Origin of the sequence: Nocardia sp. NPDC019323, from assembly GCF_044389845.1 — a bacterium.
GTDB classification, from domain to species: domain Bacteria; phylum Actinomycetota; class Actinomycetes; order Mycobacteriales; family Mycobacteriaceae; genus Nocardia; species Nocardia implantans.
In genome coordinates this window covers 674,721-692,439 of sequence record NZ_JBIRYN010000002.1, presented here as the reverse complement: position 1 = coordinate 692,439, position 17,719 = coordinate 674,721, and the positions used below count along the sequence as shown (strand labels likewise).

Below are 17,719 nucleotides of genomic sequence, written 5' to 3'. Positions count from 1 at the left end.
CGCCGGATGCTGGACAATGGACGCCGTGAACGACGCCGCGAACCATACTGCCGAGTCAGTTCCGGGCCCGCCGTCCACAACGTCGGCTCCGGCCGAGGGCGGACCGAGGCACAAGACCGGCTCCCGCCTGTACCCACGAGTCACCAGCTTCCGGTCGCGCAGGGGCGCGCTGACCGCGACCCAGCAGCAATCCTGGGACCGGATGTGGCCATCGATCGGCCGCGAGGTCGCCGACGAGCCGCTGGACGCGGCCGCCTGGTTCGGCCGCGACGCGCCGCTGGTCATCGAGATCGGCTGCGGCACGGGCACCGCGACGGCCGCCATGGCGCAGGCCGAACCGCACCTGAACCTGATCGGCATCGAGGTCTACCAGCCCGGCCTCGCGCAATTGGTACAGCGCGTCGAGCGCGAAGGGATCGGCAACATCCGCCTGCTGCGCGGTGACGCGGTCGACGTGCTGGAGAACATGATTGCTGAAGAGTCGCTGACTGGCGTCCGCGTGTTCTTCCCCGACCCGTGGCCGAAGGCGCGCCATCACAAGCGCCGGCTGCTGCAACCGGCGACGGTCGCGCTGATCGCCAGCCGCCTGAAGCCGGGCGGTGTGCTGCACGTCGCCACCGACCACGCGGGCTACGCCGAGCACATCCACGCGGTGGGCATGGCGGAGCCCCTGCTCATCGGCCTGAACGAGACGACGGGCGGGGTGAGCGCCGAGCATCGCGACACCGCGCCGATCGGTTTCGAGCGACCCGTCACGAAATTCGAAGGCAAGGCACATCGCGCCGGTAGCGCCATCACAGAGCTCATATGGGGGAAGATCGACCGATGAGCGTCAGTGAAATGGCCCACGAAGTGGTCGATGTTGCCGGGGAGGTGCACGGCGGCGGAGCGGAAGGTCTCGGCAGCTCGGGACCGGACGTGCGCCGCGTCCTGTTGGTGTGGGACGCCCCGAACCTCGACATGGGCCTCGGCGCTATTCTCGGCGGTCGTCCGACCGCCGCCTACCGCCCGCGTTTCGACGCGCTCGGCCGCTGGCTGCTGGCCCGCACCGCCGAACTGTCGGTGGGCGCGGTGCATCGAGTGGAACCAGAGGCCACCGTCTTCACCAACATCGCCCCCGGCACCGCCGACGTCGTGCGGCCTTGGGTGGAGGCGCTGCGCAACGTCGGCTACGCGGTCTTCGCCAAGCCGAAGATCGACGAGGACTCCGATGTCGACGCCGACATGCTGGCGCACATCGCCCTGCGCAGCCGCGGCGCCGGTCTGGCCGGCATCATGGTGGCCTCCGCCGACGGCCAGGCGTTCCGCGAACCATTGGAGGCGCTCGCCGCCAAAGGCGTGCCGGTTCAGGTGCTCGGCTTCCGCGAGCACGCGAGTTGGGCCGTCACATCCGATACTCTCGAATTCATCGACCTCGAGGACATTCCGGGCGTGTTCCGTGAACCGCTGCCCCGGGTGAGCCTCGACTCGCTGCCCGACGAGGGTGCCTGGCTGCAGCCGTTCCGGCCGCTGTCGGCACTGCTCACCTCTCGCCCCGCCCAAGGAGTCGCTTAGTGTTCACACGCTGGGGCGATCTGGTATACCGGCTGCGCTTCGCCGTCATCGGCGTGGTCGTGGCCGGTCTTCTGGCTCTCGGTGGCTACGGCCTCGGGTTGGAGGACCACCTCAGCTCCAGCGGGTGGGACGATCCGACCTCGGAGTCGGCGCGCGCGGCGCGGATAAAGGACGGCGCCTTCGCACGGGATCACACCTCCGACGTCATCGTGTTGTACACGGCGCCGGAGGGCAAGACCATCGATGATCCGGAATTCAGCGACAAGATCCTCGAGAACCTGACGAGTCTGCCCCGCGAACATCCCGACGAGATCACCCAGATCAACGGCGTCTACTGGCGGAACACCGCGAATATCCCGGTTCAAGCCTCGGTTTTCGGCTCCAAGGACAAGAAGTACGCCTTCGCCTCCATCGCCATCAAGGGCGACAACGACACCGAGATGGTGCGCAACTACCGGAAGGTGAAGAACGTCTTCTTCATCCCCGGCGTGGATGTGCAGGTGACCGGTCTGCAAGCCGTGGCCGGCACGCTGAACGACACCATGGCCGACGACCAGAAGCGCATGGAGATCCTCGCCATTCCGGCGGTGGCCGTCCTGCTCTTCTTCATCTTCGGCGGTATCGTGGCCGCCGGGTTGCCGCTGATCGTCGGTGGTCTCACCGTGATCGGCGCCTGGGGGATCGTCCGCTTCATCACCGAGTTCACCGAAGTGAATTCGTTCGTCTCCCCGGTCGTCTCGATGATCGGCCTCGGCTTGGCCATCGACTACGGCCTGTTCATCGTGAGCCGGTTCCGCGAGGAACTCGCCGAGGGGTACGACACCAGGGTCGCTGTCCGCAGATCGGTGATGACGGCGGGCCGCACCGTCGTGTTCTCCGCGACGATGATCGTCGCCAGCCTCGGCGGCATGCTGTTGTTCCCGCAGGGCTTCTTGAAATCGGTCGCCTACGGCGCCATCGCGACGGTCTCGCTGGCGGCGCTGACCTCGATCACCGTCTTGCCCGCCATGCTGGCGGTGCTCGGTAAGCGCGTCGATATGCTCGGCCTCAAGCGGTTCCGCAAGACGAAGACCGCCGACGAGGTGGAGGGCGGTTTCTGGGGGCAGTCCACCCGCTGGGTGATGAAGCATCCGCTCAAGATCGCGATCCCGCTGTGCATCATCTTGTTGCTGCTGATCATCCCGGTGAAGAACCTCAGTTTCGGCGGTATCAACGAGCGGTATCTGCCGCCGGACAATCCGACCCGGCTGGCGCAGAAAGAGTTCGACACGATCTTTCCGCTGCGCAAATCCGACCCGATCGAACTGGTCTTCGTCGTCGACGATCCCAGCCTTGCCACCCAGGTCGGCAAGGTGGTGAAAGAGGCGAGCAAAGCGCCCGGACTGGCCGGCGAATTCGCTTATCCCCCGAGCACGGCTCCCAACGACAAGACCATCTACAAGACTTCCGTCACGCTCACCAATTCCGAGGACGCCGATCCGACCATCGATTACCTCCGCTCGCTGGAGTTGCCCGACGGCGTCACCATGCTGGTGGGCGGTCAGCCCGCGATCCAGAAGGACAGCATCAGCGCGCTGCTGGGCCGGATGCCGCTGATGATCGCGCTCGTCCTGTTCGTGACGACGCTGCTGATGTTCCTGACCTTCGGCTCGCTGGTGCTGCCGATCAAGGCCGCGCTGATGAGCGCCCTCGGTCTCGGGTCCACGCTCGGCATTCTCACCTGGATCTTCATCGACGGCCACGGCGCCGGGCTGTTGAATTTCACTCCGCAGCCGATCATGTCGCCGGTGCTGGTGCTGATCATCGCGATCATCTACGGCCTCTCGACCGACTACGAGGTCTTCTTGATGTCGCGCATGGTCGAGGCGCGCGCTCAGGGCGCGAGCACCACCGAGGCGGTGCGGATCGGCACCGCGCAGACCGGCCGGATCATCACCGCGGCCGCGCTGATCCTGCTCGTCGTCACCGGCGCGTTCGCCTTCTCCGACCTGGTGATGATGCAGTACATCGCCTACGGCATGATCGCCGCGCTGTTCATCGACGCGACCGTGCTGCGCATGCTGCTCGTCCCGGCCACCATGAAACTCCTCGGCGACGACTGCTGGTGGGCGCCGACCTGGATGAAGAAGGTGCAGGAGAAGGTCGGGCTCGGCGAGCCCATTCTCGATGACGAGCGCGTCGGCGGCGGTGATGTCGTCGACTTGGTGAAGACCACGCCGATCACCGATCCGGTGACCATGCAGATCCCCGCGGTCGCCGCCGCAAACAAAGTGCCGCGCAGGCGCAAGCCGCGCACGGTCGCCGAGATCGAGGCCGAGGCGCCGACCAGGCGGCTGGACCGGGTTCCGCCCTCGCCCGCACCGCAGCCGACTCCCGCTCCGCCGCCGCTCGATCCGGGCAGGCAGCGTCCGGAGCCGCCGCGCAATCCCACGCCCCCGCAGGGTGAACCGATTCGGCCCCGGCGAATCTCGCAGGTCCCGAACGATCCGCGCTCGACGCCGGGCCAGGCGGAGCAGCGGCCGCCGTCACCGCCCGCCAACCCGCAGGGTCCCGCAGGGTCGCGACCGTTGCCGCCCACCGGCCTGCCGCACGACCCGAGCGCATCGCACGCCGGTGTGCCCTCGGTGATTCTTCCCGAACGCAGCCCGCGTCCCGCGGTCTCGCCGATCACGCCGCCCGCCCCGCGCCCGACCCCCGCCCCGGAACCCCGTCCGCTGTCCGGCATCACGCAGGATCCGACCCTCGACCTCGCACAGCACGAGCCGAGCGGCCCGCGTCCGGCGCGCCTGCCGTCCGAGGATTCGGCCGTCTCCGACGGTCCCGCGCATCGTGCGCCCGAGCCCGAGGCCCCCGCGGAGCCGTACAACGGACCGGACACCACCAACCGCAGCAGCATCGAGAGCTGGATGGCCGAACTCCGCTCTTCCCGCCGCCACATCGGCCGGGTCCCCGAGGAAGGCAGGCACCACGGCGGCGACGGCCGCACGGTGAGCGTGAACGAACTACTGCGCCGCCGCGAGCGGGAGTGAGCGGTCGCTCCTGACAGCGAAAGCTGCCACGCCGTGCCGTTCGCGCTGAACGGACCAAGCACCCGCAGCTTTCGCACCTAGCCGCGCGGTACCGGCAGGCCCGGCTCACCGCCGGGATGTACTGCCGGTAGGGCACCAGGCGGTCGAATACACCCGGCTACTCGTACTTGCGCCTATTCGGCTCGGTTCGCAGGCGATGATCGTCGTCGGGCGTAGTGCCGACCTCGCCGACGAATAGCAGCGACCGGTCAGCCTGCCCGGCCGATGTCATCGGGCCCTTCCGGCTGCTTTCCGGTAGCCGTTGCCTGGCCGTTGGATTCGCTGCCCGTCCCCGCGTCGGCGAAGGCTCGGGCGTAGCGGGTTCCGGCCAGGAGCAGGAGGATGCCGACGACGAGGAAGGCGGCGACGCGGAGCAGGCCGTCCAGCGTCGCGAGGTCGAAGAGGAACAGTTTGGCCAATGCCGCCGCGGTGACCAGCAATCCGGAACCCAAGGCTAGTTTGGCGACCGCGGGTGCGTCGGCGAGTTCGCGCAGTCCGAACAGGAGGGCGCCGGTCGCGGCGGCCATCCACAGGATGGTCGCGGCGCTGTGGCCGATGAGGAACCCGTTCGGCGTTCCGGTCGCGACGCCGAGCGAGACCGTCGTGGTGGTCACCGCGTACAGTCCGGCGACGCTCGCGACGATCCACGGCCACGCGCTGCCCGCGGCCGGGCCCGGCAGCCGCCGCGCGCACCACAGCGCCACCGCGACCACCGCGAGGGCCAGCACCGCGCTGAGCGCGGTCGACATACCCAGATAGCGCTCCGAACGATGCTGCGAGGCAAGGATTTCGGGGCTTGCGACATTCAGCAGCGCCAAGCCGCCGAGCACCGCGAACGCACCGCCGAGGCCCGCCGCCGGGCGGGACATCCGCTGGCCCGCCACGCCGAGGAAGACCAACGCCACCAGCAGCAGAGCCGTGGGCAGCGTCTGTGTGTCGGTCGCGCCGACACACGCCTCGAGCAGCGCGATCGAGCCCGCGACGGCGGCCGCGAGGGCCGTGTGTCCGGGAATGCCGACAATGGCATGCGCTTTCGGCACCAAGCTCACCGCGGCGACGAGCAAGAGCACAGTGGCGGCGATCGACGCCACCCATACCGCGATGAACCGTTCGGAATACATTCCCGGCGCGAGCAGAATCGGCACCACCGCCGCCGCCATCGTCAAAGAGGCGGTGAGATCGGCAGGCCGGTGCCGGACGACGACGATCGTCCCGACGACTCCGACCAGCGCCACCGCTACAGCGGCCACGAGCACCCAGGTGCGCTCTCCGGCGGAGGGAGTACCGAGCACCACACCCGCGACGAACACCGATGTCGCCAGCACAGCGGGCAATGTGCGCGCCACGTGCAGGTAGGGCCAGTCCCGCGCCGACTGCACCGGCACGCAGGCCGACTGCAACACGATCAGGAACGCGAGCAGCAACGGTCGCGTGGTCACCACTGGAGACAGCGCCGCCGCGGCGAGCACCACCAGCGCCCCGAAAGGCTGCGAGCGCCACCGCATCGCCAAACCGACGCCTCCGGCGGCGACACCCAGGGCGACGGCGAGCCCGAACACCGGATGCAGCCAGTGGTAGATGGCGGTCACCGCGACGACATCGAGATAGGCGCCCGCGATGCCGGTGGCCGCCAGTGCTATACCGCCGACCCGCCCGCCGACCCGCCGGAAGACCCGCACGCCCGTGACGACCAGCCCAGCGGAGAAGGCCGCACCCGCGACCACCCGCGGCACCGGCCCGAAGAAGCCCGCCTGCGCGGCCAGAACCAGCAGCATCGCGACGCCGATCAGCGTCACCGCGACACCGGCCAGCGCCAAGATCCGGCTGATCACCCCGTCCCGCTGCCACCACGGCGTGTGCGGCACCGGCGACCCCGGGCGCGGCGGCATCGGCGGACGAGGCGGTACCGCGCCCGGCACCGGCCCCCACGCGTTCGGCGGCCACACAGCGCCGCCCCAGCCACCGCCTGGCGCGGCGTAACGCGGAACGTACGCGAGCTGCGGAGGAACCGGCACCCCGGCCGGCGGTACTCGACCCGGCCACGACGGCGGCACCGGCGGTATCGCCCCGGACGGCACGCGTCCCGACTCCCCGAACCCACTCGCGGGCACATTGGTCCCACTCGGCACTGTCCCCGCGGACCCGCCACCAGCGGGTGCACCGCTCCCACTCGACACCGGCCCTGCGCCAGAGCGTACGGATTCGGGAGTAGACCCGAGCGCATGACTGCCAGTCCCAGGGAGTACCGACGATTGCGAGATAGAACCGCCCGTCGACCCGTGCGGCGCCTCACTCGCGGACGCACCCGTCGCGTCGGCCACCGACCCGCGTGCCGCCGGGGACACACCAGCACCCGACGGGTCGGATACCGATCCACGTACATCCCCGGGAACGTCGGCACCCAGCGTGTCGGACGCCAACCCCCGCAGCGATCCAGGCTCGCCCGCAGCCGTCGCCGCGGACCCCGCCGCACGTACCGCTTCGGCGCCCGGCACACCCGGCCTGTCCGACGTCGGATGCGCTTCTCCGGGCCCGTCCGCACCCGGCGCGCCAGATGCGGACGGGCGCACCGAGCTGTCCGCGACGACTTGCTCGCGTAACAGCCGCAGATCGCGCCCGAGCGCGCCCAGCTGCGTCCCCAGCGTGGTGAACTCGCCGGAGAGCCGCGCGAGCAGCACCGGGTCGATGGAGGTGGTCATGACTTCATGCTGGTCATCGCGACGCGCGCGGGCATGAGTAGTTACCCCTGGTAGACGGGCGGGTTCTACCCGCCCGACCGGCCCGCACCCGGGCAGTCGGATGCGGACCGGTCGCGCCAGGTGGTCAGTAGGCGCGCAATCCGATGACCTCGTGCACGGCATCGATCACCGCGGCGCGCGGCGGCATGCGCAGCACGCCCGGCGCGGGTTCGCCCGCCCAATGCCAGCCGAGCGACGAATCGGAGCTGGGCAGCAGGACGATGCGACCGCCGGGAACCACGGTGACCCCGTGTCCGGCGAGGCAGCGCCGGACCGCGACCTCGACCGGCCGAGCGGGGCTGGGCGGCGTGACGAGAAAGGTCCACGTGCGCTCACCCGGATCGGCGATGACGGGCGCGGTGTGGTTGCGGTCCAGCTGGACGAGCACCTTGCGCCCCAGCTCCGGCGGCATGACGATCGCGCCCAGGATGGAGCCGGTGGTGATGGTCGGGCGTCCGGCGAGCAGCTGAACCGGAAGCCCGTAGGTATGCCGCAGCAGCTGCGCGACTTCATGGGGGTCGTGACAGCCCTCGAACATCGCTTCACTCCGCATCGCAGTAGCCGAATCCGGTCGAAATGACGGACTTTCGGTGTAGCAACCCGCGCTCGTCGCGCATATTTGCCAGCGGAGCGCTGACGAGACGTGCCGATCGCATCGCGCGGTGGCGCGCCGGTCGTTGGGTCCGAGCGTCAGGCCGCCACACGCGATCGGCGCGCGCGGCCTGGACGGTGTTCATCGGCATGGTTTTCATCGCCGCCGCCCTTTGCAGTCAAAGTTGCAGAAAGGCAACGGTATTCCAACCCGCAGCGAACGAGTCGTACGCAATGTCCCACTTCGGTAGTCGCAGATAACATAGCGTCGTACTCTGAAACCCAGATTTAACAAAAGGACTTGGGTATGGACGAATCGTCGATCGGAGTTCGGATCCGCCAGTTCCGCGGCAAGGCGCTCACGCAGCGCCAGCTCGCCGACCAGGCGGGGGTCAGCGTTGATCTGGTGCGCAAACTCGAGCAGGGGGGCCGCCAAACCGCGTCCATCGCCAGCTTGCAGAAGATCGCGCGCGCCTTGGACGTGGACATCGCCGATCTGATCGGCAAACGCCAGGGCGTGCCGTCCACCAATCCGGACGCGGGCATCGTGGCCATCCGCCGCGCGCTGACGCCGGTCGACGACCTGCTCGGCGAGACCAGGGAAGAAGAGGCGGTCAGTCTCGACGACGGCCGGCGCGCGGTCGAATACGCCTGGGGCGCTTACTGGTCGGGCCGCTACGAATTGCTGACCTCGATCCTTCCGCCCGGATTGACCCAGCTGCGCGCCACCGTGCATGCCGCGCGCAACGGTTCGGTCGCCCCCGCCAACGAGTTGCTGGCCAGGATGTACTGGGTAACCGGATGCACGCTGGTGCATCTCGGCCAAACCGATCCCGCCTTCCTCGCCATCCGGCAGGCGCTCAACGCCGCCGAGCTGGGCGACGATCCCCTGCTGCTGGCCACCATCCGCGGTTCGGTGGCCTGGCAGTTGCTGGTGCAGGGCCGCTACGACGAGTCCCGCGGCGTGGCGCTGAACGCGGCCGCGACCCTCGAGCCCTCCGGCGACGTCACGCCGACTCATCTGTCCGCCTACGGCTCGCTGGTGTTGCAGGGCGCGACCGCCGCGGGCCGAGCCCAGGACGTGCACGACGCGTTGTCCCTGGTACAGGCGGCCAGCGAGGTCGCCCTGCGAATCGGCACGGACCGGCAGGACTACGAAACGTATTTCGGCCCTTCGCAGGTCGTCATGCAGACGGTGGATGTCAACGTCTCTTCCGAGCGCTACCCGGAGGCGCTGGCCGCCGCCAAGGAGATGCCGGTCAACGGCAGCCTGCCGCAGACGTCCCGGGCCAGGCACCTCGCCGACACGGCGGTCGCGCTGACCCGCACCGGCAGGCACCAGCACGCGCTGGACGCCTTGCTCACGGCGGAGCGGGTGGGCGGCGCGGACTGGCTGAAATACCAGACCCTGCCCCGCCATATCGTGTCCGAACTGCTCGACCACGACCGCAAGGTGCCGCTGCGCGCGTTCGCCCGCAGGATCGGGGTGAACACCTAGGACGCCGGGCGTTCCCCGGCCCGTTCGATCACCTCGTCCAGCACCTCGCGCGAGCGCAGGAGATCGTTGATGGTGCGGGTGATCCGTTCGCGCTCGGTGTGCAGCTCGGCGACCAGCGCGGGCGTGGCGTACTCGTTGGGACCGCCGTCCGCGTCGCGCATGCACGGCAGGATGCGCGCGATCTTCTTGCTGGCGAGTCCCGCCGCGAGCAACTCTTGAATATGGATGACGCGGTCCACCGCCCGCTCCGGATAGTCGCGATGACCGCCGGGAGTGCGATCGGAGGCCAGCATGCCCTGCTCCTCGTAGTAGCGCAGCGACCGTTCACTCACGCCGGTGCGCTCGGCGAGTTCCCCGATCCGCATCCGTCACCTGGCCTTTCACCCTCGGGCTTGAATCTCACATTGATGTCAAGTTTTACCGTAATGTCATGACGAACGCAGCGGCTTCCGCCCTTTTCCAGCCCGTGACTCTCGGCCCCCTCGCGCTGCCGCACCGACTCGTGATGGCGCCGATGACACGTAACCGCGCCGCGGCCGACGGCACGCCGTCTCCGCTCATGGCGACCTACTACGCACAGCGCGCGAGCGCGGGCCTGATCATCGCCGAGGCGACCACGCCGAACCGGGTGGGGCAGACCTACGCGAACATCCCCGGCATCTACACCGACGCGCACGTGACGGGCTGGCGGGAGGTCACCGGCGCTGTCGCGGCGGCGGGCGGGCGAATGTTCCTGCAACTCCAGCACGGTGGCCGGGTCGGTCATCCGGACAACAGCGGGTCGATCCCGGTCGCGCCGTCGCCTGTTCCACTGCCCGAGCCCATCCACACGCCTAGTGGGGCGCAGAATGCCGTCGTTCCGCTGGAGATGTCCACCGCCGATATCGAGGCGACCATCGCCGATTTCGCGGCCGCTGCCGAAAACGCCATCGCGGCCGGATTCGCCGGGGTCGAGGTGCACAGCGCGAACGGATATCTGCTGCATCAATTCCTGGCGCAGAACACCAACCAGCGCACCGACTCCTACGGCGGTACGGTGATCAACCGCATCCGTTTCACCGTGCGGGTGGTCGAGGCGGTGGCCGACGCGATCGGCGCGCAGCGCGTCGGTGTGCGGATCTCCCCCGGAGTTTCCGTGAACGGCATCGATGAGGGCGACACCGAGGACATCTATCCGGCACTCGTCTCGGCGCTGGCCGGCAAGGATCTCGCCTACCTGCACTACGTCTTCGCCGACCCCGATCAGCCGCTGTTCCGGCGCATCCGGGCGCTGTGGCCGGGCGCGCTCGTCGCCAACCCGAATCTGGGCTGGGGCGTCCCCCTGCCCGAGGACGGCGGTAGGGAAGCCGCGCTGCGCCTGCTCGCCGGCGGAGCGGACGCGGTCTCGCTGGGCCGTTCCTTCCTGGCCAACCCCGATCTGGTCGAACGGATGCGCATCGGCGCGCCGCTGAACCCGGTGCGCGACGCGCATCTGATGTATGTGGGCGGCGCGGAGGGCTACACCGACTACCCGGCGCTCGACCTGATCCCCGCGGCGGGCTGACGCGCCGTTCAGCGACCCATCAGCCGGCGCCACTGCGCCATGAGCGGATGCTTCGCGGTGACCGAGCCGAATCGGATCTTGCCGTGCACCACCAGGTGCAGCGGGCCGATCGGCGGCCCGGTGCGGACCTTGTTGGTCACGCTGGAACCGATCAGCTCCAGCCCGTTCAGGTCGACGGTGGCCTCCGCGGGCACGATCAGGGTGATCGAACCGGCGAAATCGTCGACGCGCACCTCGACCACCTGGGTGGACATGATCGCCTCGGTGAAGTCCAAGGTCACGCCGGACAGCCAGTTGTTCAGAAACAGCGTGGGCGGCACCTGCCACGGGCCGCGACGGCTCACCCCGGACAACCGCGAGCGGATCACGTTGCCCGCGCCGTTCGCGGCGGGCGCCTGCCTGGTGAAAGCGGGCGAGGAGTTCACGAAGGTGGACGGCGGCGCGGCAGGCTGCCCGACCAGGCGGACGCCGGGCAGGTCGATGAGAACGGCGTTCAGTTCGCCGCGGGTCTTGGCGGCCAGCGCGGTGTCCATCCGCTCGGTGAACTCACCGAGCGAGAGCATGCCGAGGCCGACCGCGCGTTGCAGCAGTTGACCGACGTGTTCCCGCTCGGCGTCCGACACGCGCAGTTCCCGGTCGCCCACCGCGCCGCCGGAGCCGACCGCATTCGATACCGATTCGGGCCCACCCATGCGATCGAGGTTACCGAGCAGGCCGCCACGGGCGCATCAGGGCGATCCCTGATTCCGAAGCGCCCGGCGGATCACTCGAGCCCCTGTTCGATGGCGTAGCGGGTCAACTCGACCCGGTTCGCCAACTGCAATTTGCGCAGCGTCGCCTGGACGTGGTTCTCCACCGTGCGGTGACTGAGCCCCAACCTCGTCCCGATCTGCTTGGCGGACAGTCCTTTCGCCACCATCCGCAGCACCTCGGTCTCGCGCTCGGTGAGCGCGGGCCGGTGCGGCTCGTCGGGGCGCGCGGGCGTGGTCGCCATCCGCCGGTACTCGCCGAGCACGAGTCCGGCCAGCCCCGGCGTGAACACCGCTTGACCGGCCGCGGTGGCGCGCACCGCATCGATCAGTTCGGCCGCCGACGCGCTCTTGACCAGATAACCGGATGCGCCCGCCTTGATCGCGTCCAGCACGTCGTCGCGCTCGGCCGAGGCCGAGAGCACCAGCACCCGGCTGTGCGGCGACACCCGCAGCACCTCGGCCGTCGCCTGTGCCCCGTTGCCGTCGGGCAGTTGCATGTCCATCAACACCACGTCCGGCCGCACCGCCCCGGCGCGCCTGCTCGCCGCGGCGACGCCGTCGGCCGTGGCCGTCACCCGGAATCCGGCTTCGGTGAGGTCGCGGGAGACGCCGTCCCGCCACATCGGGTGGTCGTCCACCACCATCACCGCAATGGACCCGTCCGCCTGGCCGGTCATCCGCGCCTCCCGTCTGTCATCTGGGCACCCGGAATTCCCATTCGGTGCCGAACCCGACCCCGCCGTCGATCTCGGTGAGCAGGTCCGCGCTGCCGCCGAGGGCCGCGATCCGCCCCACGATGGACCGGGAAACGCCCATGCGCCCTTCGGCTTCCGCCTCGGCCAGCCGTCCGGGCGGGATGCCGACGCCGTCGTCGCGCACACTGATCACCAATTCGTCGCCGGTGTCCTCCAGTAGCACATATGCTCGCGCATCCGGCCCGGCGTGCAGTTCCACATTGGACAACGCCGTGGCCACGGCCGAGGCGATCTCGTTCGCCATCCAGCGGCCGACCGGCACCGGATCGCCGGGCGTCGACACCGACACCGTAGGCGTGGATTGCGCGGTCAGCAGCGGCCGCAGGTCGACCTCGGCCCCACCCGCGTCGCGGTGATCGGCCTGCTCGGTGATCAGCACCCGCAGGGCCACCTCCTGCTCACCGGCGCGCAGAGCCAATTCCTCCGTCGGTCCGCCGATTTCGCTGCCGCGGCGCTTGATGTAGCTGAGCACCTGCAACACCCCGTCGTGCACCTCGCGCGACAGCCGCTCGCGCTCCTCGGCCGCCGCGGTCAGGCGCACCGCCTGCTCCAGCTGGTCCTGGGCGCGGCGCGCGGTGTTGGCGGCCAAGCCGAGCGCGAGCCCCACGGAGACGAGCACCGGCACCGTCGCGTCCGTCCACACGTCCTCGCCCCACTGATCCCGCACCGTCAGCGACACCGCGGCGATCAAGGCGCCGGACAGCACGCCGGCGAACGGTCCGCGCAGGATCGCAGCGCCGATCACGGCGTTGGTGGCCCACAGCGTGGTCGGCAGCGTCTGATGTCCGTGGTACCAGCCGTAATCGGCGACCAGGCGGGTGGCGGCCATCAGCCCGATCACCACCACGTGGTCGCCGATCACCACCCAGGTGCGCAGCCGGGCCACCTCGGGAAAGTGCCACTGCGACAGCATGATCGCCGAAGCGCCCGACCACACCGCCATCAACGCGATGAGCACCCAGCTCAGCCGCTGGTTGGTGTAGTACGGCGCCGAGGCGATCTGCTGGCCGACCGCGTACAACAGTGTGACCAGCCGCAACGCCTGCGCGGCGCGCCACAGCGGCGTGGTCGCCACATCGGCCGATGGCAGCTCAGTCCTGCTCCGTGCCTTCGCCGGCTTGCGCGCCGTCATCGGAGTCCGCCTTCCGCTGTGCCGAATCCGTCGCCCGCTTCTTCGTCGCCTCGAGCAGCGTCGCGGCCACGTCGAACCGACCGGCCTCGGGCCGATCCGGATCGGCCGAATACAGCCCGCGATGGTCATCGCCGGTGTTCAGTTCGCCGTACAGCTCCTCGGGACCTTCCAGCAACGACCGGATCGCCGTATTCATCACCGCCACGAACGGCACCGCGAGCAGACCGCCGGCTATCCCGCCGATCACCACGCCCGCCGTGATCGCCAGCACCACCGCCAGCGGATGGATGCTGACCGCCCGGCCCAGCAGCAGCGGTTGCAGCACATGGCCTTCGAGCTGCATCACCGCGATGATGATGCCGAGCACGATCAACGCGGTGACCAGGCCCTTGGTCACCAACGCGATGAACACCGCGATGAACCCGGCCAGGAACGCGCCGATGATCGGGATGAACGCGCCGATGAACACCAGCGAGGCCAGCGGCAGCGCCAAGGGCACGCCGAGAATGGCCAGCCCGGCGCCGATGCCGATGGCGTCCACCGCGGCGACCACGACGGTCGCGCGGACGAATCCGACCAGCGTGCCGAACCCGAGCCGCCCTGCGGTGCGGACCCGCTCGCGGTGGTCGGTCGGCACGATCCTGGTGACGAACTCCCAGATCTGATCGCCGCCGTAGAGGAAGAAGATGAGGATGAACAGCGTCAGGAACGTCCCGGTCAGCAATTCGCCGATCACGGTCGCCGTGGTGAGCGCGCCGCTGGTCAGGCTGTCCTGATTGGACTGGATCGCCTTGACGATGGCGTCGCCCGCGTTGCGGATCTGCTCGTTGCTCAGATGCAGCCTGCCGTTGATCAGCCAGTCCTGGATCTGATGGATGCTGTCGGTGAACTTGTTCGACAGCTGCGGCACACCGGCGACGAACTGTTCCACGACGAAGGTCATGATGCCCGCGACCACGCCGATCGACCCGACCAGCGCCACGAACACGCCGACCGCGCGTGGAACGCCCAAGCGCTGCATCCAATCCACCAGCGGCGCCAGCAGCGCCGCCGCCAAAAGCGCGATGGCGAGCGGAATGACCACGGTGGCCAATTTCTGCACGATCGCGGTGACCGCGAGCCCCAGCGCGAACAACACCAGCAGTCGCCAGCCCCACTCCGCCGACACCCGGACGATCGGATGCACCGTCTCCGCGGCGGGCCGCGACAGCGTGATTTTCCGCTCTGGACTTGGCTTCGCCTCGCTCACCTCCGTGAGCCTAATGTGTACTGTCGGACGTAGTCCGTCCTCAGCCCGCGCACGGCCGGAGCGAAGGCGGAGGTACGCCTGATCTGTGCTGTCGGACGTAGTCCGTCTTCACCTGCGGCCAGCGCCGCGAACAGGCCGAGCGGACCGGAACGCTAGATTGGACTCCGTGTCGGCGCCTCTGGAAGCGGTCAAACAGACCATGCGAACGCGCTGGCCGCTGTACCTGACATCGATGCTGCTGGCGAACGCTTTCGGCGCGGTTCTGGTGTGGGCCTTCATCCAGTACGGACTACCCGTCCCCGAGGGCGAGCCATCCGGTGCCAGGAGCACCGGCCTGCTCATCCCGGCCGTCGTCTTCGTGGCGGGCGGCCTGCTCAGCATGGCCGCGTCCGCGCTCATGCTGCGCCCGGTGATGCGCTGGCAGATGCGCGGCGGGCCGCCGAGCCGCCAGGAGCAGATGGCCGCGCTGCACGCGCCGCTGCGCCAGGCGATCCTGCACCTGGCCCTGTGGCTGATCGGCGGAGCCGTGCTGGCCGCGCTGATCATCAGGGACACTCCCGCGCTGGCAGGCGCGGTCATCGTCACCGAATGCATGGCCGCGACCATCGTGTTCGGCTTCACCTACATGCTGGGTGAGCGCATTCTGCGCCCGGTGGCGGCCCAGGCGCTGACCGAGGGCACCTTCGACCACACCCTCACCCCTGGCGTCGGCACCAGGATGGCGATGACCTGGGGCATGGGCACCTTCGCCCCAACCATCGCCATCGTGCTGCTGTGCGTCACGCAGATCTCCTCGGACGTGAAGTTCTCCGCGCAATCGCTGGCCATCTCCATCCTGCTGCTGTGCGGCGTGGTGATCATGCAGGCGCTGGCGCTGTCCATGCTCACCGGTTCGAGCATCTCCGATCCGGTGCGCCAGCTCAGCCAGGCCATCGACCGGGTGCAGGCCGGGGCGCGGGACGTGCAGGTCGAGGTGTTCGACGGCAGCGAGATCGGCCTGCTGCAGGTCGGCTTCAACCGGATGATGGAGGAGGCGGCCAAGCGCCGTCAGCTGCAGGAGCTGTTCGGTCAGCACGTCGGCGAAGAGGTGGCGCAGCGGGCGCTGGACTACGGCACCGAACTCGGCGGCGAGACCCGCTTCGTCGCGGTGCTGTTCGTCGACATGGTCGGGTCCACCGCCACCGCGGCCGAGCGCCCGCCCACCGAGGTGGTGAGCCTGCTCAACGAGTTCTTCCGCATCGTGGTCGACGTGATCGACCGCCACCACGGCTTCGTCAACAAATTCGTCGGCGACGCGGCGCTGGCCATCTTCGGCGCGCCGCTGGACCGTCCGGACGCGCCGACCGCCGCGCTCGCCGCCGCCCGCGAACTGCGCGAGACCCTGCGCGAAGTGCCCGGCCTCGACATCGGCATCGGCGTCTCGGCGGGCTTGGCCGTCGCGGGGAACATCGGCGCGGCCAACCGCTTCGAGTACACGGTGATCGGAGATCCGGTCAACGAGGCGTCCCGGCTCACCGAGCTGGCCAAAGAACGTCCCGGCCGGACGCTGGCCTCGGGCAGCGCGCTGTATTTCGCCGAGGAGAGCGAGCAGGACCAGTGGGAGACCGGCGACGAAGTGCAGCTGCGCGGCAGACGCAGGAAAACGCTTTTGGCCTGGCCACGAGAACGGGCCGACGCGCCCGACGATGCCGAGATCGAGACGGCGCGTTCGTTAGGCTGACCGCGTGACCGCCCACGGGGAACAGGCAGGGGATCCTGCGCCGCCGCCGACGGCGGGTTCCCGTCGCGGCAGGCTCCGCTGGGTGAAATGGGTGCTCGGCGCCGCCCTGCTGGCCTTGCTGATCGCCGAGGGCGTGTATCTGTGGCCGCGGCTGCACGAGTCCTGGCGCAAACTCACCGAGATCCACTGGGGCTGGCTGGCGGCCGCGATCTGGTTGCAGGCGCTGTCGATGAGCGGATTCGGCAGGGTGCAGAAGCAGCTGCTCAACGCGGGCGGCGTCGCGGTGAGTCAGCGCAAGTCCGTCGCGGTGGTCTACGGTGCGACCGCGATGTCGGTGACCTTGCCCGCGGGTCAGGTGTTCTCCACCGCGTTCACCTATCGGCAGACCAGGCGCTGGGGAGCCAGTCCGATCGTCGCCTCCTGGCAGCTGGTGTTCTCCGGCGTGGTGGCCGCGGTGGGGCTGGCGCTGCTCGGCGTCGGCGGCACGCTGCTGGCAGGCGGGCGCGTCGGCCCGCTGAAGCTCATCCTTTCGCTGGCCGCCGTGGTGGCGCTGGTGTGGGCGGGCAATCACGTCTCGCGCCATCCCGGCTCGCTGGAGGCGCTGCTGCGCAAATTGCTGGCGCTGGTCAACCGGCTGCGCAAACGCCCGCCGGAGCACGGCGCCGCCAAGATCGAGGACGTGCTCGGCCAGTTGGAGTCGGTCGACCTCGGCAAGCGCGACGGCGTCCTGGTCACGCTGTGGGCGCTGGTGCACCGCTTCGCCGACGTGGCCTGTCTGGGCGCGGCCTGTTACGCGGTCGGCGCCGATCCGCGCATCGCCGGATTGTTGCTCGCGTTCGCCGCGGGCAAGGCGGTCGGGTCCATCCCCTTCGCGCCGGGCGGCATCGTCTACGTCGACGCGACGCTGATCTACGGTCTCACCGCCGCCGCGGGCCTGCCCGCCGCGCAGGCGGTCGCCGCGGCGTTCGTCTATCGGATGGTGAGTTTCATTCTGGTCGCCATCGTCGGGTGGATCGTGTTCCTGTTCTTGTTCCGCACACCGCAGGCCGACGACGCGGAGTTCGAGAAGGAGTTCGAGCAGCGGCGGCTGTGACGGCCGCCGCGTCCGGCCGCCCGTTA

The 17,719-nt window shown here is 69.4% G+C and carries 14 protein-coding genes; 7 read left to right on the top strand and 7 right to left on the bottom strand.

The genetic code is table 11. The features are described from left to right. Nucleotides 1-16 precede the first annotated feature (16 nt). Genes trmB through ACH49X_RS10570 form a run of 3 tightly spaced genes read left to right on the top strand, consistent with a single transcriptional unit; the run spans nt 17 to nt 4,583 of the window. Nucleotides 17-829: a tRNA (guanosine(46)-N7)-methyltransferase TrmB gene (trmB, locus tag ACH49X_RS10580; RefSeq protein WP_195080942.1), complete on the top strand. Its 813-nt coding sequence runs from the start codon at nt 17-19 to the stop codon at nt 827-829. Next, nucleotides 826-1,554: an NYN domain-containing protein gene (locus ACH49X_RS10575; protein WP_195044044.1), complete on the top strand. Its 729-nt coding sequence runs from the start codon at nt 826-828 to the stop codon at nt 1,552-1,554. The genes trmB and ACH49X_RS10575 overlap by 4 nt, the downstream gene beginning before the upstream one ends. Beyond that, nucleotides 1,554-4,583 carry an MMPL family transporter gene (locus ACH49X_RS10570; RefSeq protein ID WP_195080943.1) on the top strand — a complete coding sequence of 1,010 codons (3,030 nt, stop codon included), beginning with the start codon at nt 1,554-1,556 and terminating at the stop codon, nt 4,581-4,583. Before ACH49X_RS10575 ends, ACH49X_RS10570 begins: the two co-directional genes overlap by 1 nt. 248 nt (nt 4,584-4,831) lie before the next feature. On the opposite strand, the gene ACH49X_RS10565 is transcribed toward ACH49X_RS10570, so the two are convergent. Both ACH49X_RS10565 and ACH49X_RS10560 read right to left on the bottom strand, forming a co-directional pair. Then, complete coding sequence (locus ACH49X_RS10565) at nt 4,832-6,511, bottom strand: DUF2339 domain-containing protein (protein ID WP_357208499.1); 1,680 nt, start codon at nt 6,509-6,511, stop codon at nt 4,832-4,834. 934 nt (nt 6,512-7,445) lie between these two features. Then, on the bottom strand, nt 7,446-7,913 hold the full coding sequence (locus ACH49X_RS10560) for a hypothetical protein (protein ID WP_323124616.1): 468 nt from the start codon (nt 7,911-7,913) through the stop codon (nt 7,446-7,448). Nucleotides 7,914-8,258: 345 nt separating this feature from the next. Between ACH49X_RS10560 and ACH49X_RS10555 the strand changes: the two genes are divergently transcribed. Further along, the gene (locus ACH49X_RS10555; protein WP_357109661.1) at nt 8,259-9,449 is read left to right on the top strand and encodes a helix-turn-helix transcriptional regulator; all 1,191 of its coding nucleotides are present in this window, start codon (nt 8,259-8,261) and stop codon (nt 9,447-9,449) included. On the opposite strand, the gene ACH49X_RS10550 is transcribed toward ACH49X_RS10555, so the two are convergent. Then, entirely contained in the window at nt 9,446-9,814 is a 369-nt protein-coding gene (locus ACH49X_RS10550) for a MerR family transcriptional regulator (RefSeq protein WP_357109663.1), read from the bottom strand. The genes ACH49X_RS10555 and ACH49X_RS10550 overlap by 4 nt on opposite strands. Before the next feature lie 65 nt (nt 9,815-9,879). Here ACH49X_RS10550 and ACH49X_RS10545 point away from each other — a divergent pair, with 65 nt between their 5' ends. Continuing rightward, a complete protein-coding gene (locus ACH49X_RS10545; RefSeq protein WP_357109666.1) occupies nt 9,880-10,992 on the top strand; it encodes an alkene reductase in 1,113 nt (370 codons plus the stop codon). Between the two features lie 8 nt (nt 10,993-11,000). Here the strand turns inward: ACH49X_RS10545 and ACH49X_RS10540 are convergent, their stop codons facing one another. The 4 genes from ACH49X_RS10540 to ACH49X_RS10525 form a co-directional block, all read right to left on the bottom strand. Then, a complete protein-coding gene (locus ACH49X_RS10540) occupies nt 11,001-11,636 on the bottom strand; it encodes a DUF1707 domain-containing protein (protein WP_195081048.1) in 636 nt (211 codons plus the stop codon). Nucleotides 11,637-11,755: 119 nt separating this feature from the next. Then, nucleotides 11,756-12,421 carry a response regulator gene (locus tag ACH49X_RS10535; RefSeq protein WP_195080948.1) on the bottom strand — a complete coding sequence of 222 codons (666 nt, stop codon included), beginning with the start codon at nt 12,419-12,421 and terminating at the stop codon, nt 11,756-11,758. Between the two features lie 16 nt (nt 12,422-12,437). Then, on the bottom strand, nt 12,438-13,631 hold the full coding sequence (macS, locus tag ACH49X_RS10530; protein ID WP_195080949.1) for a MacS family sensor histidine kinase: 1,194 nt from the start codon (nt 13,629-13,631) through the stop codon (nt 12,438-12,440). Beyond that, nucleotides 13,591-14,880 carry an AI-2E family transporter gene (locus ACH49X_RS10525; RefSeq protein ID WP_195080950.1) on the bottom strand — a complete coding sequence of 430 codons (1,290 nt, stop codon included), beginning with the start codon at nt 14,878-14,880 and terminating at the stop codon, nt 13,591-13,593. Before ACH49X_RS10525 ends, macS begins: the two co-directional genes overlap by 41 nt. 199 nt (nt 14,881-15,079) lie before the next feature. Between ACH49X_RS10525 and ACH49X_RS10520 the strand changes: the two genes are divergently transcribed. After that, nucleotides 15,080-16,600, top strand: a complete 1,521-nt coding sequence (locus ACH49X_RS10520) for an adenylate/guanylate cyclase domain-containing protein (protein ID WP_195081049.1) — start codon at nt 15,080-15,082, stop codon at nt 16,598-16,600. A gap of 4 nt (nt 16,601-16,604) precedes the next feature. Next, nucleotides 16,605-17,693, top strand: coding sequence for a YbhN family protein (locus ACH49X_RS10515; protein WP_195080951.1), 1,089 nt, complete (start codon nt 16,605-16,607; stop codon nt 17,691-17,693). Nucleotides 17,694-17,719 lie beyond the last annotated feature (26 nt).